Source organism: Nocardioides marmoriginsengisoli, from assembly GCF_003725695.1.
GTDB lineage: Bacteria > Actinomycetota > Actinomycetes > Propionibacteriales > Nocardioidaceae > Marmoricola > Marmoricola marmoriginsengisoli.
The window spans coordinates 200,819-219,416 of the sequence record NZ_RJSE01000005.1 but is presented as its reverse complement, the minus strand read 5'-3'; the positions used below and the strand labels follow the sequence as shown (position 1 = coordinate 219,416).

Genomic DNA, 18,598 nt, shown 5'->3' with positions numbered 1-18,598 from the left:
GTGGGTCTGGAACTCCCCAAGCGTGCGCGGAAGCTGTCACTTGGTGTCATTGCTGGTTCGGCATTCCTGTTGCTGTCCGGCTGCTCAGTCGATGAGAACTCCGATGTCATGCGTCTCGCGATGCCGATTCCTTCAACGAAGGAAGCCCAGTACATCTACGACCTCTGGGCCTGGTCCTGGCTGGCCGCGATGATCACCGGTGTCGTGACGTGGGGACTGATGTTCTACGTCTTCATCAAGTACCGCCGTCGCCACGAGTCCGAGGTGCCGGTGCAGACCCGGTACAACCTGCCGATCGAGATCTTCTACACCGTCGCCCCGGTGATGATGGTGATCGTCTTCTTCTTCTGGACTGTAGAGACCCAGGACAAGGTGCACCACGCGCCGAAGGACCTGGTCGCGGCCAACGCCGAGGCCGACCTCAACGTCACCGTCGTCGGTCAGCAGTGGTCCTGGACGTTCAACTACACCAAGGGCAACAGCGCGATCGAGAGCCAGCCCGTCTGGGAGGCCGGCACCACCGAGAAGCGGCCGACGCTGTACCTCGTCGAGGGCCAGAGCGTCTCGATCGACCTCTACTCTCCCGACGTCATCCACTCCTTCTGGGTCCCGAACTTCCTCTACAAGATGGACGTCGTGCCCGGTCGCGAGAAGTACAACCACTTCACGTTCACGCCGAACCGCGCGGGCACCTTCGACGGTCGCTGCGCCGAGCTCTGCGGCGTCTACCACTCGCGGATGCTCTTCAACGTCGAGGTGACCGACCAGGCCACCTTCGACGCGCACATGGCCCGGCTCAAGGCCGAGGGCAACACGGGGGTCAACCTCGGTGGCGAAATGATCCAGGAGGTCCCCGGTCTGGGTGACCACAGCAACGGAGGAGAAGAGTGACCGCCGTCTCTGACGCGCCCGCCGTGGGCGCCCCGACCCGCACCCTGGGGCAGCAGGTCGTCCGGGTCCTGACGACGACCGACCACAAGCTGATCGGCAAGCTCTACCTGGGCACCTCGTTCGCCTGGTTCATGATCGGCGGCGTGATGGCGCTACTGATCCGCTCGGAGCTCGCGTTCCCGGGCCAGCAGCTCGTCAACGACGAGGTCTACAACCAGCTGTTCACGATGCACGGCACGATCATGCTGCTGCTGTTCGCGACGCCGCTGTTCTTCGGCTTCGCCAACGTGATCATGCCGCTGCAGATCGGCTCGCCCGACGTGGCGTTCCCGCGGCTCAACATGCTCAGCTACTGGATGTTCCTCTTCGGCGGCCTGATCGCCGCCTCGGGCTTCCTGACCCCGTCCGGCGCCGCCGACTTCGGCTGGTTCGCCTACGCGCCGCTCTCCGACGCCGTCCGCTCGCCGGGCGTCGGCGGTGACCTCTGGATCATGGGCCTCTGGCTCGCCGGTCTCGGCACGATCCTCGGTGCGGTCAACTTCATCACCACGATCATCTGCATGCGCGCGCCCGGCATGACCATGTTCCGGATGCCGATCTTCGTCTGGAACACCCTGGTCACCAGCCTGCTCGTGCTGATCGCGTTCCCGATCTTCGCCGGTGCGCTGCTCTCGCTGGAGGCCGACCGCAAGTTCGGCGCCCACGTCTTCGACGCGGTGCACGGCGGACCGATCCTCTGGCAGCACCTGTTCTGGTTCTTCGGGCACCCCGAGGTGTACATCATCGCGCTGCCGTTCTTCGGCATCGTGACCGAGATCCTGCCGGTGTTCAGCCGCAAGCCGATCTTCGGGTACGTCGGCCTCGTCGGCGCCACCCTCGGCATCGCGATCCTCTCGGTCGCGGTCTGGGCCCACCACATGTTCGTCACCGGCGCGGTCGACCTGCCGTTCTTCTCCGGCATGACGTTCCTGATCGCGGTGCCCACCGGCGTCAAATTCTTCAACTGGATAGGCACGATGTGGGGGGGATCTCTGTCCTTCGACACCCCCATGCTGTGGTCGATCGGCTTCCTGACGACCTTCCTCTTCGGTGGCCTGACCGGCATCATCCTGGCGTCGCCGCCGCTGGACTTCCACGTCTCCGACTCGTACTTCGTGGTGGCGCACTTCCACTACGTGGTGTTCGGCACCGTGGTGTTCGCGATGTTCGCCGGCTTCTACTTCTGGTGGCCGAAGATGACCGGCCGGATGCTCGACGAACGGCTGGGCAAGATCCACTTCTGGCTGCTCTTCATCGGCTTCCACGTCACCTTCCTGGTCCAGCACTGGCTCGGTGTCGAGGGCTTCCCGCGTCGGTACGCCGACTACGGCAAGGACGACGGCTTCACCGTCCTGAACCAGATCTCCACGGTCGGCGCCTTCCTGCTGGCGTCCTCGACGCTGCCGTTCCTCTGGAACGTCTACAAGTCGCGGCGCGCCCCGAAGGTCACCGTCGACGACCCGTGGGGCTGGGGCCGCTCGCTCGAGTGGGCCACCAGCTGCCCGCCGCCGCGCCACAACTTCGTCTCGATCCCGCGGATCCGCTCGGAGTCGCCGGCGTTCGACCTCCACCACCCGGAGATCGCCGCGCTGGAGTACGAGGCCAACGACAACCTCGAGTCCGCCGGCATTGCCGACGCGCCTGAGATGGAAGGTCGCAAGGCCAACCTGGACGAGAACCGCCGTGAAGGAGACGACGCCTGATGAAGTCCGAGACTTGGTTCTTCGTGATCTGCACGTTCTTCTTCGTGCTGGTGGCGCCGGCGTACTGGTTCGTCACGGAGGACCCGACCGGGACCTCGGCGCTGGTGATGACCGCGCTGCTGACGCTGCTGGTCAGCTTCTACCTCGGTGCGCACGCCCGGAAGATGGAGCCTCGCCCCGAGGACCGCAAGGACGGCGAGATCGCCGACGGTGCGGGCGAGCTGGGCTTCTTCCCGCCGTACAGCTGGTGGCCGCTGTGGTGCGGTCTGACGCTGGCGTTGATCGTGGTCGGGGTCGTCATCGGCTGGTGGCTGGTGATCATCGGCTCCGTCCTCGGCACCGTGGCCCTGATCGGCCTGGTCTTCGAGTACTACCGCGGAGAACACGCGCACTGACGCTTCGTGACAGCGCAAACCGTGACGTTCCGCACGCTCGTGGAGCCCAGAACCTGACGGCTGTGTTGTTAGGCTTGCGGGGTCCAGTTGTCCCTGAATCGGGAGACCCATGCGTTCGCGACGTACCTGGGCAGCGGTATCCGTTGCCCTGCTGATGGCCACCACCGCTGCCTGCGGCGGTGCCTCCAAGAAGGCTGAGGACGACCCGAAGCCGGGGGCGACGAACAGCTCGTCGGCCGCCCCGGTGTCGGACGCCGCGATCACCTCGAGCATCGCCGCGGGCGCCCGCAACGTGAAGATCAACCGCTCGGTGCGGCTCAACGTCACCGACGGCACCTTCGACTCGGTCACCGTGAAGAGCAAGTCCGGCTCGGTGCAGGGCAGCCTGTCCGCCGACAAGCTCAGCTGGCAGAGCACCGGCCGGCTTCAGCCCGGCGAGCTGTACCGGGTCAACGGGATCGCCACCGACGAGCGCGGTGAGCAGACGACGTACAAGTCGCGGTTCCGCACCGAGGCCCTGACCCTCGAGAAGCAGACCTTCCCGAGCTTCTTCCCGACCTCCGGCTCCACCGTCGGCGTCGGCCTGCCGGTGATCATCCGGTTCGACGTCCCGGTCACCGACCACGAGTCGATCCAGAAGCACATCAAGGTCACCAGCGTGCCCGCCCAGGTCGGCGCGTTCCACTGGATCTCCGACACCGAGGTGCACTGGCGTCCCAAGAAGTACTGGAAGGCCGGCACCAAGGTCACCGTGGACGCGGACATCGACAGCGTCCCGGCCGGCAACGGGGTCTTCGGTCAGAAGAGCCGGGTCAACAAGTTCACCATCGGCCGCTCGATGGTCAGCAAGGTGAACATGAACACCCACCAGATGAAGGTGTTCAAGAACGGCAAGCTGATCCGGACGATCCCGATCACCACCGGCGAGCAGCCGAAGTTCACCACCCGCTCGGGGATCAAGGTCATCGTCGAGAAGTTCCGGCACAAGCGGATGAACTCCGAGACCGTCGGCATCCCTGTCGACAGTGCTGACGGCTACGACCTCGACGACGTCGAGTACGCGATGCGGCTGACCTATTCCGGCGAGTTCGTGCACGCCGCGCCGTGGTCGGTGGGTTCCCAGGGCCGGGCCAACGTCAGCCACGGGTGCACCGGCATGAGCACCGCGAACGCCGGCTGGCTCTACGACAACAGCATCGTGGGCGACGTCATCGAGTACACCGGGACCAGCAAGCAGATGACGCTGAGCAACGGCTTCGGTGACTGGAACGTGCCGTTCGCGGAGTACGCCCAGAACTCGGCGCTCTGAGGGCACCGCGTCTCGACAGGCTCGACGTCCGGGGATCGCTCGACGTCCGGGGATCAGCCGTGCAGGTTCTTGGCGGTCGGTGACGCCTTGACCTCGCCCGGGTCCGGGTAGGTGCCGAAGAGCCGGTCCGCGGTCGCGGTGCTGGTCACCGTGAACCAGTAGTGCTCGTTCTTGTAGTGGTGCAGCCGGTGGTTGCGCCAGATCGCCTTGTACGTCGCGGTCCGGGGCTTGTAGTCGCTGTGGATCAGGTAGTGCGACCACTCGTAGATCAACCCGGTGGCGGCGACGGCAGCCATGAAGGTGAGCCCCTGCCCGAGGCGGGGGAAGGCGAAGAGCGCGATCGCGAAGTCGGCGGCGATCACCACGACCAGCGACCTCCACGGGATGAAGACCAGCGGGATGTCCCGCGGGTCGGCGTGGTGGCGGCGGTGGTCCCTGGCCAGCTCGCTGTCGATCATCACCCCGGCGACCTTGCGCGGCCGCCAGTGCAGGATGAAGACGTGGATGACCCACTCCAGCACCGGGAACAGCGCGACCAGGATCACCGGCGCCCACAGGTCGGTGAGTCGCCAGTCGCCCTCGACGATCCGCCAGGTCACCGCGGTCGCCAGGGCCCCGGCGATCATCCAGGGGCTGGGGTGGCGGAGGAACTCCGCGAAGGTCTCGCCGAGGCCGACCGTCTTCCGGCCGGCGCCGGTGATCCGGCGCTCCTCCGCGGCGAGGCGCTCCTGCGCGACCGCCTCGATCTCCGGGGTCGCCTTGAAGTTGTGCTGGGTCATCGTGCTTCTCCTTCATCGGGCTCGTCCTGGAACGCGTCGAGGAATCCGACCATCGCCTCGGTCGCCGGCCGGAGCAGGGCGTCGGCTGCCGCTGAGGCCGCCGGACCGTCGCAGGCGAGCACGGCTGCGCTGACGTCGCGGTAGCCCTCGACGTTGCTGACCTCGCCGTCGAGAAGCGGAGCGAGGGGCTCGATCGCGGGCTCGTAGGCCTGGCGCAGGTTGTTGAACATCAGCCGGAAGACGATCGAGTCGGCGCAGTCGACGACCGCGTCCCAGAAGGCCAGGGCGGCGTACTGGCGCGCTACCGGGTCCTCCGCCTCGGCGAGCGTCTGCTGGGCGCTGAGCAGCCCGTCCCGTGCCGTCTCCGAGGCTCGATCGGCTCTCTCAGCAGCCATCCGGGCGACGTCGGGGGCGATCGAGAGCCGGGCCTCGACGATGCTGCGGGCCACCGTCGGGTCGAGCTCGCCGTCGCGGACCAGCAGCCGGGGGAGCAGGTCGAGCCCGGCGTGCCGCTGGAGATCCCGCACCACCGTGGCGCCGCCGTGCCGCACCTCGACCAGCCGGGTCGCCGACAGGCGCTGCAACGCCTCCCGCACCGCCGGCCGGGAGACGCCGAGCAGCTCGGCCAGGCGTCGCTCGCTGGGCAGCGCGTCGCCGGGGCTCAAGGACCCGTCGACGACTTCGGTCATCAGCTGCTCGAAGACGTCGTCCGGGACGAGGCGCTTGGTGATCGGGGTGAGTGCCATGCCACGAGGATCACCCGCAACTGGTCAACTGGTCAAGTGGTATGACCAGTTGGTGAGATCACCCGAAGCAGTCCTGGTTGCCGTTGGCCAGCATCAGCTCGCCCACCAGCCCGCTGGACTCGATGCCGATCTCGTACTCGGTGCCCGGCGCCAGCGGCACCACCCAGTAGCCGTTCTGCAGCGCTCCGTCCGGGTAGGCGGCCTTCACCTCGGCCAGGGTCGACCCGAGTCCGATGCCCTCCGGGGTCTTCGTCCCCGGGCTGGCGCCGATCCCGACCACGCCGAGGGTGGGCGAGAGGAACGCGTCGATCCGGTCCTCCTCGGGGGTCAGCCCGTTCGGCACCACGGTGCGGCACTGGTCGGGATCACCGGGCCGGATCGTCGCGCCGGTCGCCAGCACCTCCGTCGGGGACATCCCGAGCCGCAACCCGTTCGCCGTCGCGGGGCCGAAGTCGCCCTTGTAGTCGTAGCAGCCGCCGGCGAACGAGGCCGGGACGTCGTAGTACCGGAGCTGGTCGCAGTCGAAGGCCTCCTGGCCGCCGGCGACCTCCTGCCAGCCGGCGTCGCGCAGCGCCCAGAGTGCGACGTACCCGCCGCAGCTGCTGACCCCGCCGAGCGCGTAGCCGGCGGTGGCGTACTTCTGGACGGTGACGCCGTGGAAGGCACCGGGGCAGGACGCGCCGTCGTCGGCCTGCTTCTCGGCCAGCTGCCCGATGAAGGCCTTGAACTCGGCGGTCGTGCCGGTCAGCTTGCCGACGTCTCCCTGGTCGACGACCTCGATGCCGGGCTCCGGGTAGGTGATCACCCTGGCCACGCCGGCATCACCGGTGGCCGTCGGAACCGGCGGGCTCGGCGTCACGGTGTCGTCACCGCGGTTCGCCAGGAACGCGACCGGGACGACGACGGCGAGGAGGGCGAGTGCCGCAGTGCCGGCCAGGACGGCGTTGCGCCGGGTACGCCGGCGGTCGCCCAGGCGGCGGACCTCGTTCGCGGGCAGCGGGGGAGCGGCGATGCCGCCGGTGCGGAAGCTCATGAGTTCTTCGATCGGGTCGCGGTGGTCAGACATGGTGGGCTCCCGGGTCTGTCACGTCGGTGGGGGAGAGCAGGACGGCCAGGGCAGCGCGTCCCCGGGAGAGGCGGGCCTTGATGGTCCCCTCGGGTACGCCGACCTCGCGGGCGACTGCTCGGACCGGCAGGTCGCAGAGGTGGTGCAGCACCAGGGCCTGGCGCTGGTTGGCCGGCAGCCGCCGCAGAGCGGTCACCAGGGCCACTCTGGACTCGTCGACCGCCTCGGTGCGGGTGTCCGGGGAGAGGGCCCGGTCGGACGGCCGCCGGGCGAGGCTCCGGTGCCGCCAGCGGCTGACCGCCAGCCGGTAGGCGACCGTCCGGATCCAGGCCTCGGGGTGGTCGGCCTTCGCCAGCTTGCGGCGCTGGGCCCAGCCGCGCACGAACGCCTCCTGGACGCAGTCCTGCGCCTCGTCGCGGTCGCCGATCATCGCGTAGAGCTGGCCGGTGATCCGGGCGAACGACGCGGTGTAGAACTCGTCGAACTCTGCCTCGTCCATGGAACCCTTCCGAGGGGGGTGTAGGGGTGGTGTCACAGCAGATACGCGTGGGCGGGGCCTTCGGTTGCATTCTTCCCGAAAAGGTTGAGTGGGCCCTTTCCGAACGTCGAAACGGCCCGAATCTCGAACGAGATTCGGGCCGTTTCGACCCTCAGAAAGGGCCCACTCAACTAGTGCTTGTGGGTCAGGTCGTCTCCGGCGACATCGTGGCGACCGTCGAACTGGTGACCGTCCGCGGCGTGACCCTCGAGCGGAGCGTCGTGCGCGTGCTCGAGCTCGGCGTGGTGGTGCGCCTCCTCGAACTCCTCCGCGGTCGGCTTCTGCACGTTGGTCGCGAACCAGGCCTTGGAGGCCTTCGCCCGGAGCTGGTCCATCCGCGCCTTCGGAGCGCTGACGCCGTTCGCGTCCTCGCCGCTCATCCCGGCGTACACCTCGTCGCGGGCGCGAGCGGTGAGCGTGTAGGCCCGGTCCTCGCTGAGCGGCAGGTGCTTCTCGGTGTAACCGCCCTGGGCGTCCCGCATGATGATGCCGCTCTCGTAGCCGTGCAGCAGCATCTCGTTGTCGTGACGCTGCAGCGAGATGCACCAGCGCTTGGCCAGGATGAACACGAGCGGCGGGATCACGAAGATCGCGCCTCGCATGAAGTACGTGATCGTGTTCAGGTCGAGGTGGAAGACCGTGGCCAGGATGTCGTTGCCGCCGGCGGCCCAGAGCAGGCCGTACAGCGTGATCATCGCGGCCAGGAACGCGGTCCGGGTCGGGGCGTTGCGCGGACGCTGGAGCAGGTGGTGCTCCCGCTTGTCCCCGGTGATCCACTGCTCGATGAACGGGTACGCGAGCACCAGCATCAGCAGCGCGATCGGCGCGATCTGGCCGGGCAGGAAGACGTTCCAGCTCAGCGTGACGCCGAAGATGTGCGTCTCCCAGCCGGGCATGATCCGGAGCAGGCCCTCGGCGATGCCCATGTACCAGTCGGGCTGCGAGCCCGCGGTCACCTCGGCCGGGTTGTAGGGCCCGTACCGCCAGACCGGGTTGATGGTCATCAGACCGCCCATCAGGGCGACGACACCGAAGACGATGAAGAAGAACCCGCCGGCCTTGGCGGCGTACACCGGCATCATCGGGTAGCCGACGACGTTCTGCTCGGTGCGGCCGGGCCCGGGCCACTGGGTGTGCTTGTGGTAGACGAGCAGCAGCATGTGCGCCGCGATCAGTGCCAGCAGCAGACCGGGGATCAGCAGGATGTGCGCCGTGTAGAGGCGCGGGATGATCACGTCTCCCGGGAACTCGCCGCCGAACATGAAGAACGACATGTAGGACCCTAGGACCGGTGTCGCCTTCACCAGGCCGTCCGCGATCCGCAGACCGGTGCCCGAGAGCAGGTCGTCGGGGAGGGAGTAGCCGGCGAAGCCCTCGAGGATGCCGAGCAGCAGCAGCACGCCGCCGATGATCCAGTTGAGCTCACGGGGCTTGCGGAAGGCGCCGGTCAGGAAGACCCGCATCATGTGCACCAGCATCGCGGCGATGAAGAGCATCGCTGCCCAGTGGTGCATCTGCCGCATCAGCAGTCCGGCGCGGACGTCGAAGCTGATGTGCAGCGTCGACTCGTAGGCCTCGGACATGTGGATGCCGCGGAGCTGGTCGTAGGAGCCGTTGTAGACGACCTCGCCCATGCTCGGCTTGAACCACAGCGACAGGAAGACGCCGGTGAGCAGCAGGATCACGAAGCTCCACAGCGCGATCTCGCCGAGCATGAAGGACCAGTGGTCCGGGAAGACCTTGCGGAGCTGCTTCTTGGTCGCGGTCGCGATGCCGAGACGCTCGTCCGCCCAGTTGGCGACGGCGCCGGCGGGGTTCGGCTTGGGGGTCGCGGCAGGCGTGGTGCCGTTGGAGACTGCGCTCACTTCAGATCAGTCCTGTCTCGTTCCCAGTAGCTCGGGCCAACGGGTTCGGTGAAGTCGCTCTGGGCGACGAGGTAGCCGTCCGCGTCGAGCTCCAGCGGGAGCTGCGGCAGGTGACGAGCGGCCGGTCCGAAGATGACCCGGCCGTTGTCGGCGAGGTCGAAGGTCGACTGGTGGCACGGGCAGAGCAGGTGGTGCGTCTGCTGCTCCCACAGCGAGATCGGGCAGCCGACGTGGGTGCAGATCTTCGAGAAGCAGAGGATGCCGTCGACGCCCCAGTTCTTGCGCAGCTCGGTCGGCTTGATGTCGTCGGGGTGCATCCGGACCAGGATCACCGCGGCCTTGGCCTTCTCCGCGAGGATCTTGTGACCGGAGAGCTCCGGCTCGCCGTCCTGCGGGAAGAAGACCGCGGGCTCGGCGTTGACCAGCTGGCCGATCTCCATCATGTCGGGCTTGATGGGCGTGCCGTCGACGTCCTGGACGACCTTCATGCCCTTCTTCCAGACGGTGTGCTCCAGCTTCTTGCCGGGCAGCGGGCCGAGGTCGCGCAGCGCGACGATCGCCGGCAGGCCGAGGACCGCCATCGCACCGAGGAGCGAGTTGCGCACCAGGGGTCGGCGGCCGATGCCGGAGTCGGTGATGCCGGCGTCCAGCGCGGCGAGCGCCTCGTCGCGGTCCTCCTGCGGAGAAGCGGCCGGGTGCCGGAACTCGACGATCTCGTGGTCGCTCATCAGCTTCCGCGACCACTGGATGGCGCCGATGCCGATGCAGAGCAGCGCGAGGCCGAGGCAGCTGCCGAGGAACACGTTGGAGGCACCGAGGCCGCCGACGGTGTCCGGGTCGTCGCCGATGTCGAAGACGAAGTAGCTCACGCAGAAGAGCAGCGCGAAGACGGAGGAGAGACCGAAGAGGGTCGCCACCTGACGCTCGGCGCGCTTCGCGGCACCCTCGTCGACGTCGGTCGGGCGCGGGAGGTGCTCCGGCAGGCCGGGATCGGCCAGCGGTTCAGCGGGAACCAGTTCGTGGCCCTCGTCGTGGTTGTCGGTGCTCACGCGTCCGCCCCCTTCTTGATCGTCTTCTTGGAACGGGCGGTCTGCGAGGTGATCCAGATGCCGGCGACGGTGAGGCCGCCGATCCCGAGGAGCCAGGCGAACATGCCTTCGGAGACCGGGCCGAACGAGCCCAGGTCGAAGCCGCCGTAGTTCGGGGTCTTCTCCTGGTTCTTCAGGTACGCGATGATCGCGCGCTTGTCCTCGGGGGAGAGGACGGCGTCGGAGAACACCGGCATCTGCTGCGGGCCGGTGACCATGGCCTCGTACATGTGCTTGCCGGTGACGCCGATCAGGGACGGAGCGAACTTGCCCTTGGGCAGCGCGCCGCCGGTGCCGGCGAAGTTGTGGCAGGCGGTGCAGTTGGTCCGGAAGAACTCGCCACCCTTGACGATCTCCTCGGTGGTGGCCTCGGAGACGTCGTACGCCTCCTTGTCCGGGATCGCCGGGCCGGGGCCCAGCGAGGCGACGTACGCCGCGATCGCCGCGACCTCGTCCTCGGTGAAGACGGGGCGCTTCTTGACGGCCTGGGCGCCGGGCTGGGCCATCGGCATCCGGCCGGTCTCCAGCTGGAAGTCGACCGCCGCGGCGCCGACGCCGATCAGCGACGGGCCGTAGTTGGTGCCGCGCTTGGTGATGATGCCCTCGGCGTTCATGCCGTGGCACGACGAGCAGCTGACCGCGAACAGGGCGCGGCCGGCCTTGATGGCCTCGGCGTCCTGGGTCGAGTCGTGGGCGGTCGCCGGGCTGACCGCGGAATTCATCGCCAGGGCGACACCGCCCGCGGCCAGCAGGCCGAGGATGAGAACGGCAGGCGCGGCGAGACGGCTGCGCCGACGTGCCGAGAGCCGAGCTGAGATCTTGCGCGTGAGCAGTCGCACAACAGGTCCTATCGGTTCAGGCTTACTTGATGATGTAGATGGTCGCGAACAGGCCGATCCAGACGACATCGACGAAGTGCCAGTAGTAGGACACGACGATGGCGGTAACGGCCTGCTCGTGGGTGAAGCGGCGGGCCACCAGGGTCCGGCCGAGGACGAAGAGGAAGGCGATCAGACCGCCGGTGACGTGCAGGCCGTGGAAGCCGGTCGTCAGGTAGAACATCGTCCCGTACGACGACGCCGGGATCGTGATGCCCTCGTGGATCAGCTCGGCGTACTCGAACGCCTGGCCGCCGATGAAGATCGCGCCCATGATGTAGGTGAGGACGAACCACTCGCGCAGGCCCCAGAGCTTCATGTTCAGGAGCGCGCCGGTGCGACCGACCTGACCGCGCTCGGCAGCGAACACGCCGAGCTGGCAGGTCACCGAGGAGAGCACCAGGATCGTGGTGTTCACCGAGGCGAACGGCACGTTCAACTGGCTGGTCGTCTCGGCCCACAGCTCGGGGCTCACCGCACGGATCGTGAAGTAGCTCGCGAACAGGGCCGCGAAGAACATCAGCTCGCTCGAAAGCCAGATGATGGTGCCTACGCTGACCATGCTCGGTCGGTCGTGATGCCCGTGCAGGCGGGATACTGGGATCGCGGATGTCGTCGCCACAGCGCCATTATGTCGATACTCAACTCCGACGGCACCCCGACCCCCCGATTTGGGAGCGACTATCCCGGTGGATGCTGGCCGTGGGGCTGAAGGGGGTGGCGTGACTCACGTGTTTCCGCCTGCTTCTACGCTGTGCGAGTGTTGATGTCACCCCTGCCGCTGGACAGCGGCGCGTCCGATCTGCCCCGGTTCAGCGCCGCGGCGGTCTTCACCCAGTGGGGTGTCGACCCGTTGCTGTTCATCGGGACCGTCTGGATCGCCGGCCTCTACCTGCTCGGGGTCTGGACGCTGCGCAGCCGCGGCGACCACTGGCCGCTCGGCCGGACGCTGGCCTTCGTGGTCGGCGGGACCGGCTCGTTCTACGTCGCGACGTCGTCGGGGATCGGCGCCTACGACACCACCCTGCTCTCGGTGCACATGGTCCAGCACATGATCCTCGGCATGGTGGTGCCGCTGTTCCTGGCGCTCGGCGCGCCGGTAACGCTGGCGCTGCGGACCCTGCCGAAGGCGCCGCGGGGCGTCCTGCTCAAGGTGCTGCACTCCAAGGTCGCGAAGGTGCTCACCTTCGCGCCGCTCACCCTGGCCCTGTACGTCGTCAGCCCGTGGGCGCTCTACTTCACCGACTGGTACTCCGCGACCTTGCACTCGACGTACCAGCACGAGCTGATGCACGTGCACCTGGTGCTCGTCGGGTCGTTGTTCTTCTGGCCGCTGATGGGCATCGACCCGCTGCCCAACCGGCTCGGCTACCCGGTACGGATGCTCATCGTCGTGCTGACGCTGCCGTTCCACGCGTTCCTGGGCATCACGATCATGGGCCAGTCGGACCTGATCGGCGGCGACTGGTACCCGAACCTGCACCGGACCCTCTCCTGGCTGCCGGACCCGCTCGACGACCAGCACGTCGCCGGCGGCATCCTGTGGAGCTCCGGCGACCTGATCGGGCTGATGTTCTTCGCGGTGCTCTTCGTCCAGTGGGTGCGGTCGTCGATGAAGGAGGCCGAGCGCGAGGACCGGCGCCTGGACCTCCTCGAGCGCAACGCGGAACGCGCAGCCGCGGCCGGCGACGGGGACTAGTAGCATCGGGCGCGTGACCCAGAAGGTGAACCAGAACTCTGCCGCGCCGCTCCGCGTCCTCGTCTACAGCGACGACTCCGAGACCCGCTCCCAGGTCATCAGTGGACTCGGTCGCCGCGTCCACCCCGACCTGCCCGAGCTGGAGTACGTCGAGGTGGCCACCGAGCCCGTCGTCTGGCAGCAGCTCGACTCCGGCACCATCGACCTGGCGATCCTCGACGGCGAGGCCACCCCGGCCGGCGGCCTGGGCATCGCCCGCCAGCTCAAGGACGAGATCTACCAGGCGCCGCCGGCGCTGGTGCTCACCGGCCGGCCGGACGACCGGTGGCTGGCGACCTGGTCGCGCGCCGAGGCGGCCGTGTCGCACCCGCTGGACCCGATCGAGCTCGCCGACGCGGTGATCCGCATCCTGCGCTCGCGGGTTCCCGCCGAGGCCTGATGTCCGGCCACACCTGGCCGGAGGTGCTCACGGCCCTCGTGGCCGGGACCGACCTCTCGGCCGACCAGACGTCCTGGGCGATGGGCGAGATCCTCGCCGGCGCCGCGACCCCGGTCCAGATCGCCGGGTTCGCCGTCGCGCTGCGCTCCAAGGGCGAGACGGTCGACGAGATGCAGGGCCTCGTCGACGCGATGTACCAGCATGCTGCGCCGCTCGCGGTCGAGGGCCGCACCCTCGACATCGTCGGCACCGGCGGCGACCGCTCGTTCTCGGTGAACATCTCCACGATGGCGGCGATCGTGGCCGCCGGCGCCGGGGTCACCGTGGTCAAGCACGGCAACCGGTCCGCCTCGAGCAAGGCCGGGAGTGCCGACGTGCTCGAGCTGCTCGGGATCCACCTCGACCTGCCCGCCGACCGGGTCGCCGCGGTCGCCGCGGAGGCGGGGATCACCTTCGCCTTCGCCGCCGCGTTCCACCCGGCGCTGCGTCACGCCGCGGTCGCCCGTAGCGAGCTCGGCATCGGCACCACCTTCAACTTCCTCGGCCCGATCGCCAACCCGGCGAAGCCGGCCGCTCAGGCGATCGGCTGCGCCGACCCGCGGATGGCACCGGTGATGGCGGGCGTCTTCGCCCGCCGGGGCGTCGACGCCTGGGTGTTCCGTGGCGACGACGGGCTCGACGAGCTGACCACGACCACCACCTCGCGGATCTGGACGGTGCGCGCGGGCGAGGTCGTCGAGGAGTCGCTCGACCCGGCGGCGCTCGGCATCCCCGCCGGGACCGCCGAGGGGCTCCGCGGACAGGACGCCGCCTACAACGCCGACGTCGTCCGGCGCCTGCTCGCGGGTGAGGTCGGCCCGGTCCGGGACGCGGTGGTCCTCAATGCCGGCGCGGCCCTGGCCGTGCACGCCGACGAGGCCGGTTCGCTGGTCGACCGGGTCGCAGCCGGGATGGAGCGAGCCGCCGCCGCACTCGACTCCGGTGCCGCGCAGGCGACCCTGGACCGCTGGGTCGCCGCGGCCGCGCACTAGCCGTCAGGTCAGCGCGAGCTCGAAGGAGCCGTCGCCGCGGGCCTCGAAACCGAGCCGCGCGTAGTACGCGCCGACCATCGTCGGTGACGTGACGACCTTGGCCAGGCCGCGGCCGGCGAGCACGTTGCTGTGCCGCCAGATGAACTGGCCGGGGGAGAAGTCCCGGTAGCGCGGCGTCACGTAGTCGAGCAGCACGTGCGCGGTGCCGCCCTCGACCCGGAGCAGCACCACGCCGACGGTCTCGTCGCCGCGCTGGACGACGAAGGCCAGGTCCGGGTCCCCGAGGGTGTCGAGGTCGGGTTGGAACCGCAGTAGGTCGGCGCGGTGCACGGCCAGGAGGTGACGGAGGTACGCGTCACCGGCACCGACCTCGAGCACCGCGTAGGCCTCGACGTCGTGCCGGGTGCTGACCAGCGCCCGGATGTGCCAGAGGTTGATCGCGCACAACGCGATGTTCATCGCCACCATCGGCCAGATCTCCAGGGCCGCGTTGAACCCGGTGAGGACCACGCAGGCCGCCAGGTTGAGCACCCGGAACCGCAGCACCCGGGCCTGCATCACCGAGTAGATCAGCAGGGCCGAGCCGATCCAGCCGAGCGCGTCGAGCCAACTCATGGACCGAGGTTAGCGGGACGCGCTCCTGGTGGCGTGCCGGATCAGCGCCCCTGCCGCCGTACGGTCGCGCGAGCGCAGGGCGGCCGGGACCAGGACCGCGGCGTGGATCCGTGACGTGGCGTGCAGCCGGGCCGCCCGGGCCGCTCGGGTCCAGCCCCGACGGAGGCAGGCGGTGGCGACCTCGGAGAAGAGCTGCGCCTCCTCGTCGAACCGGCGGGTGGTCCGCGCCGAGACCGACGAGGCGCTCTCCCCGTGCCGGCGGTAGCTGAACGACGCGGTGTCGAGGAGCACGAACCGGTGGCCGTCGAGGACCAGGTCCATCAGCAGGGCCAGGTCGAGGACGGTCTCCATGTCGGTCCGGAACGAGGCGGCGGCGATCAGCTCGCGTCGCCAGGTGATCGCCGGGAAGTACAACCAGTCGCCGTGCATCAGGCTGCCGGCGAGGGCCTCGCCGCCGAGCACCACGGCGCTGCCGTCGGGGGAGCGCCGCGGCGTCAGCACGGCCTTGACGCGGTCGGCCGGAGTCCGGGCCGGAGCCCCGTCCCGGTCGATCACCCGCACCCGCGGCGTGATGACGGCGGCCTGCGGGTGCGTCTCGATCGCGGCCGAGACGTCCGCGACGTAGGTCGGCGCCATCACGTCGTCGCAGCCGAGGAAGACCACGTGGTCGGCGGTGGCGGTCGCCAGGCAGCGGGCGAAGTTCGCGCTCACGCCCAGGTTGCGCTCGTTGCGCTCGAAGGTGACCCGGGGGTCCGCGATGGCCGCCACCCAGGCCGCGGCACCGGGGTCGGGGTAGCAGTCGTCGACGACGTGCAGCCGCCACCTCGGGTCGCTCTGCGCGAGCACGCTCTCGACCGCCTGCCGGAGCAGCGCGGCGTCGCCGTAGAAGGGCAGCATGATGTCGATCATCGGCCGGCCACCAGGTCCTCGTGCGGCGCGACCGGCAGCGGTACGACGGCAGGCCGGAAGACCTGGGTCGCAGCCGCCCAGCACCCGGCGGCCCCGAGGGCGAGCAGGAGCAGCAGCACGGTCGGGGGCGGATCCCAGTCCTGCGCGGTCATCACCGACCACTGGCTGACCAGCTCGCAGAGCAGCAGCACGGCGACTCCGCCGACCACGACCCCGCGGGGGAGCCGGCTCCGGTGCCGGTCGAGGGCTGCGCAAGCCAGGAGGATGATGCCGACGACGAACGGGGCGGCGTACCGGCCCTGCCAGGCGGCCCCGATCTGGTGGAAGGTGCGCGCGGTGAGCACGGCCGGCACGGCGAAGGCGATGACAGCGGTCAGGACGATGCCCCGCGTCGTCCGCGACCGCAGCCCGAGCCGGCGTACGGCGTGGACGACCAGCAGCCCGAGCAACGTGACCATCAGTCCGTAGACGAGCAGCGGCGCCTCGTCGTCGCGCAGCGGGTAGGCGCCGATCGTCTGGAGGGGCCAGAGCACGAGGCCGCGGAGGATCGAGGGCCACGGGCTGCCGGGGTAGGTGGTTCCCTCGGTGGCCGGGTCGTTCACGCCGGAGAGCACGATCCAGCCCACCGCGAAGGCGACCGCGGCCGACACGGCGACTGCGAGCACGACCTCGGTGCCGCGTCTCGGCCACAGCGAGCGGACCGTGCGCACGGGTCCGTGCACGACGGCGGTGACCGCGAGGATCAGGACGAGCCAGACGGGTCCGAGGGTGTGGGTGTTCGTCAGGACCGCAGCGCTCAGCGCCAGCACCCCGTACGCCGACCCGCGCCGCTGCCGCCCCGCCGGCCCGGCGACCACCACCCCGAGGGCGACCCAGACCCCGAGGCCGGCGAACATCTCCAGCCCGTTCGGAGCCGCGACGGTCGAGGAGTAGACGGTCGTGGGCAGGGCGGCCAGCAGCATGCCGGCCAGCGGCCAGAGCGTCCGGGCACCGCCGAGGGCGAGCCAGAGGGTCAGCATGAAGAGGAGGCAGCAGAGCAGGGCGCTCACGATCCGCAGCGCATAGAGGTTGGCGTCGCCGTGGAACGACTTCGCGACCGTGCCGACCACGGCGTAGTAGGTCGGGTTGTAGCGCGCCGCGGCGCTGGCGATCAGGACCTCGCCGTTGCCGAGGTCCGCCTTCGGGCGGCAGTTGAGCGGGCCGGTGTACGGCCGGGACTCGCAGGACGCGCGTACCGACCGGGCCACGTCGGCGCGGACCGGGATCAGGTCGCCGCGGCCGTCCTCGCCGGAGACCAGGTCGTCGCCCGGCTGCCAGTGCCCGGCAGCGACCGAGCTGGCTCGCAGGGCGTGGTCGAACTCGTCGATGCCGTAGTGCGGCGCCAGGCTGAGGATCCAGCCCAGCTGCACCAGCAGCAGGCCGGCGCCGGCGAGGAGCGTGCTGCGCAGGCGGTGGTCGGCCGCGTTCACCGCGCGGATTCCCGCTGGTGGTCCGGCTCCGGCCGCAGGGCGAGTTCCCGGGTCAGCTCGACGAGCTGCCGCTCGACCCGGTGCAGTCGCTGGTAGGTGGCCAGCGTGGTGAAGAGGAACGTCATCACGAAGATGTAGAGCAGCAGGTCGGTGCCGCGCTTGACGCCGACCAGGTGCGCCGCCCAGACGGTCGTGTCCGGGAAGGCCACGGCGACGATGCCCACCGGCACCAGCACCAGCAGGGCGATCCGTCGTACGGCCTGGTGGGTGGCGAGCTGGCGCTCGCGTAGCGTCATCAGCCCGAAGAGCAGGGTGGCGCTGATCAGCAGCACCTTGATGACGATCACGACGCACGCATCCGGCGGACCGCGAGGTCGAAGAGGATGTTGACCGCGTTGAGGTTGGTCTGCCCCTTGGCGCGGGAGTACTCGGTGTAGTTCACCGTGGTGGAGACCTCGGTGTAGCTCAGCCCGTTGGGCACGATCGCGGAGAGCAGCTCGCTGGCGTAGGCCATCCGCGGCATCGTCAACCGGATCCGTCGGAGCGCGGTGCGGTTGAGCACCCGCAGGCCGTTGTGGGTGTCGGTGACCTCGAGCTTGGCGCTCCACCGGGTGAAGCCGGTGCCCGCCTTCAGCACCAGTCGTCGTACGGCGGGCATCTCGGTGCTGGTGCCGGTGAAGCGGGAGGCGAGCACCACGTCGACGCCCTCGGCGCGCGCGGTGTCGACCATCCGGACCGCGTCCTCGACGACGTGCTGGCCGTCGGCGTCGAAGGTGACCACGTAGGTCGCGTCGGTGTTCCGGAGCACGTGGTCGAAACCGGTCTGCAGCGCGGCGCCCTGCCCTTGGTTGATGGCGTGCCGGACCACGGTGGCGCCGGCGGCGCGGGCGATCGCGGCGGACTCGTCGGAGCTGCCGTCGTCGACGCAGACGACGTCGGCGAAACGGGCGCGCAGGGACACCACCACGTCGGCGATCGTCGTCGCCTCGTTGTACACCGGCACGATGACGCAGACGTCGTCGTAGCTGCCGCCGTTCCCCATGAGCAGACCTCCCCTGGACACCACTGCTCTGCAGTGATCGTGCCCCAAGGAGACGGGGGACCAAAAGGGATATTACGAAATAAAGGGTGCAAAGGGC

The 18,598-nt window shown here is 69.2% G+C and carries 20 protein-coding genes; 7 read left to right on the top strand and 13 right to left on the bottom strand.

Going from position 1 to position 18,598, the window contains the following annotated elements:
- From ctaC to EFK50_RS06945, 4 genes are all read left to right on the top strand, one after another.
- Positions 1-891, top strand: a complete 891-nt coding sequence (gene ctaC, locus EFK50_RS06960) for an aa3-type cytochrome oxidase subunit II (RefSeq protein ID WP_484213814.1) — start codon at positions 1-3, stop codon at positions 889-891.
- Positions 888-2,633 (top strand): aa3-type cytochrome oxidase subunit I, encoded by a 1,746-nt coding sequence (gene ctaD, locus EFK50_RS06955; protein WP_123226838.1) that lies wholly within the window; start codon positions 888-890, stop codon positions 2,631-2,633. The genes ctaC and ctaD overlap by 4 nt, the downstream gene beginning before the upstream one ends.
- Entirely contained in the window at positions 2,633-3,028 is a 396-nt protein-coding gene (locus EFK50_RS06950; RefSeq protein WP_123226837.1) for a cytochrome c oxidase subunit 4, read from the top strand. The genes ctaD and EFK50_RS06950 overlap by 1 nt, the downstream gene beginning before the upstream one ends.
- Before the next feature lie 109 nt (positions 3,029-3,137).
- Positions 3,138-4,337: a L,D-transpeptidase gene (locus EFK50_RS06945; RefSeq protein WP_123226836.1), complete on the top strand. Its 1,200-nt coding sequence runs from the start codon at positions 3,138-3,140 to the stop codon at positions 4,335-4,337.
- Positions 4,338-4,390: 53 nt separating this feature from the next.
- Here the strand turns inward: EFK50_RS06945 and EFK50_RS06940 are convergent, their stop codons facing one another.
- The 8 genes from EFK50_RS06940 to ctaE form a co-directional block, all read right to left on the bottom strand.
- Positions 4,391-5,116 carry a sterol desaturase family protein gene (locus tag EFK50_RS06940; protein ID WP_123226835.1) on the bottom strand — a complete coding sequence of 242 codons (726 nt, stop codon included), beginning with the start codon at positions 5,114-5,116 and terminating at the stop codon, positions 4,391-4,393.
- Positions 5,113-5,862 carry a FadR/GntR family transcriptional regulator gene (locus tag EFK50_RS06935; RefSeq protein ID WP_123226834.1) on the bottom strand — a complete coding sequence of 250 codons (750 nt, stop codon included), beginning with the start codon at positions 5,860-5,862 and terminating at the stop codon, positions 5,113-5,115. The genes EFK50_RS06940 and EFK50_RS06935 overlap by 4 nt, the downstream gene beginning before the upstream one ends.
- Before the next feature lie 58 nt (positions 5,863-5,920).
- A complete protein-coding gene (locus EFK50_RS06930) occupies positions 5,921-6,928 on the bottom strand; it encodes a hypothetical protein (protein WP_148046076.1) in 1,008 nt (335 codons plus the stop codon).
- Positions 6,921-7,427, bottom strand: a complete 507-nt coding sequence (locus tag EFK50_RS06925; protein ID WP_123226832.1) for a SigE family RNA polymerase sigma factor — start codon at positions 7,425-7,427, stop codon at positions 6,921-6,923. The genes EFK50_RS06930 and EFK50_RS06925 overlap by 8 nt, the downstream gene beginning before the upstream one ends.
- A gap of 170 nt (positions 7,428-7,597) precedes the next feature.
- On the bottom strand, positions 7,598-9,331 hold the full coding sequence (qcrB, locus tag EFK50_RS06920) for a cytochrome bc1 complex cytochrome b subunit (RefSeq protein ID WP_425454376.1): 1,734 nt from the start codon (positions 9,329-9,331) through the stop codon (positions 7,598-7,600).
- Positions 9,328-10,380, bottom strand: coding sequence for a cytochrome bc1 complex Rieske iron-sulfur subunit (gene qcrA, locus EFK50_RS06915; protein ID WP_123226831.1), 1,053 nt, complete (start codon positions 10,378-10,380; stop codon positions 9,328-9,330). Before qcrA ends, qcrB begins: the two co-directional genes overlap by 4 nt.
- The gene (gene qcrC / locus EFK50_RS06910; RefSeq protein ID WP_246004070.1) at positions 10,377-11,258 is read right to left on the bottom strand and encodes a cytochrome bc1 complex diheme cytochrome c subunit; all 882 of its coding nucleotides are present in this window, start codon (positions 11,256-11,258) and stop codon (positions 10,377-10,379) included. The genes qcrA and qcrC overlap by 4 nt, the downstream gene beginning before the upstream one ends.
- A gap of 22 nt (positions 11,259-11,280) precedes the next feature.
- On the bottom strand, positions 11,281-11,859 hold the full coding sequence (gene ctaE, locus EFK50_RS06905) for an aa3-type cytochrome oxidase subunit III (protein ID WP_246004069.1): 579 nt from the start codon (positions 11,857-11,859) through the stop codon (positions 11,281-11,283).
- 204 nt (positions 11,860-12,063) lie between these two features.
- On the opposite strand from ctaE, the gene EFK50_RS06900 reads away from it, so the two are divergent.
- From EFK50_RS06900 to trpD, 3 genes are read left to right on the top strand one after another with little or no spacing between them, the layout of a single operon-like run.
- Complete coding sequence (locus EFK50_RS06900) at positions 12,064-12,996, top strand: cytochrome c oxidase assembly protein (protein WP_123226828.1); 933 nt, start codon at positions 12,064-12,066, stop codon at positions 12,994-12,996.
- A gap of 13 nt (positions 12,997-13,009) precedes the next feature.
- On the top strand, positions 13,010-13,435 hold the full coding sequence (locus EFK50_RS06895) for an Rv3143 family two-component system response regulator (RefSeq protein ID WP_123226827.1): 426 nt from the start codon (positions 13,010-13,012) through the stop codon (positions 13,433-13,435).
- Entirely contained in the window at positions 13,435-14,466 is a 1,032-nt protein-coding gene (gene trpD, locus EFK50_RS06890; RefSeq protein WP_123226826.1) for an anthranilate phosphoribosyltransferase, read from the top strand. The genes EFK50_RS06895 and trpD overlap by 1 nt, the downstream gene beginning before the upstream one ends.
- A 3-nt stretch (positions 14,467-14,469) precedes the next feature.
- Here trpD and EFK50_RS06885 read toward each other — a convergent pair whose 3' ends face one another.
- From EFK50_RS06885 to EFK50_RS06865, 5 genes are read right to left on the bottom strand one after another with little or no spacing between them, the layout of a single operon-like run.
- Positions 14,470-15,081, bottom strand: coding sequence for a hypothetical protein (locus EFK50_RS06885; RefSeq protein WP_123226825.1), 612 nt, complete (start codon positions 15,079-15,081; stop codon positions 14,470-14,472).
- A gap of 9 nt (positions 15,082-15,090) precedes the next feature.
- Complete coding sequence (locus EFK50_RS06880) at positions 15,091-15,978, bottom strand: glycosyltransferase family 2 protein (RefSeq protein WP_123227002.1); 888 nt, start codon at positions 15,976-15,978, stop codon at positions 15,091-15,093.
- Positions 15,979-15,986: 8 nt separating this feature from the next.
- Entirely contained in the window at positions 15,987-17,459 is a 1,473-nt protein-coding gene (locus tag EFK50_RS06875; RefSeq protein ID WP_123226824.1) for a DUF2142 domain-containing protein, read from the bottom strand.
- Positions 17,456-17,806, bottom strand: coding sequence for a DUF2304 domain-containing protein (locus EFK50_RS06870; protein WP_123226823.1), 351 nt, complete (start codon positions 17,804-17,806; stop codon positions 17,456-17,458). Before EFK50_RS06870 ends, EFK50_RS06875 begins: the two co-directional genes overlap by 4 nt.
- Complete coding sequence (locus EFK50_RS06865) at positions 17,803-18,501, bottom strand: glycosyltransferase family 2 protein (RefSeq protein ID WP_123226822.1); 699 nt, start codon at positions 18,499-18,501, stop codon at positions 17,803-17,805. Before EFK50_RS06865 ends, EFK50_RS06870 begins: the two co-directional genes overlap by 4 nt.
- Positions 18,502-18,598 lie beyond the last annotated feature (97 nt).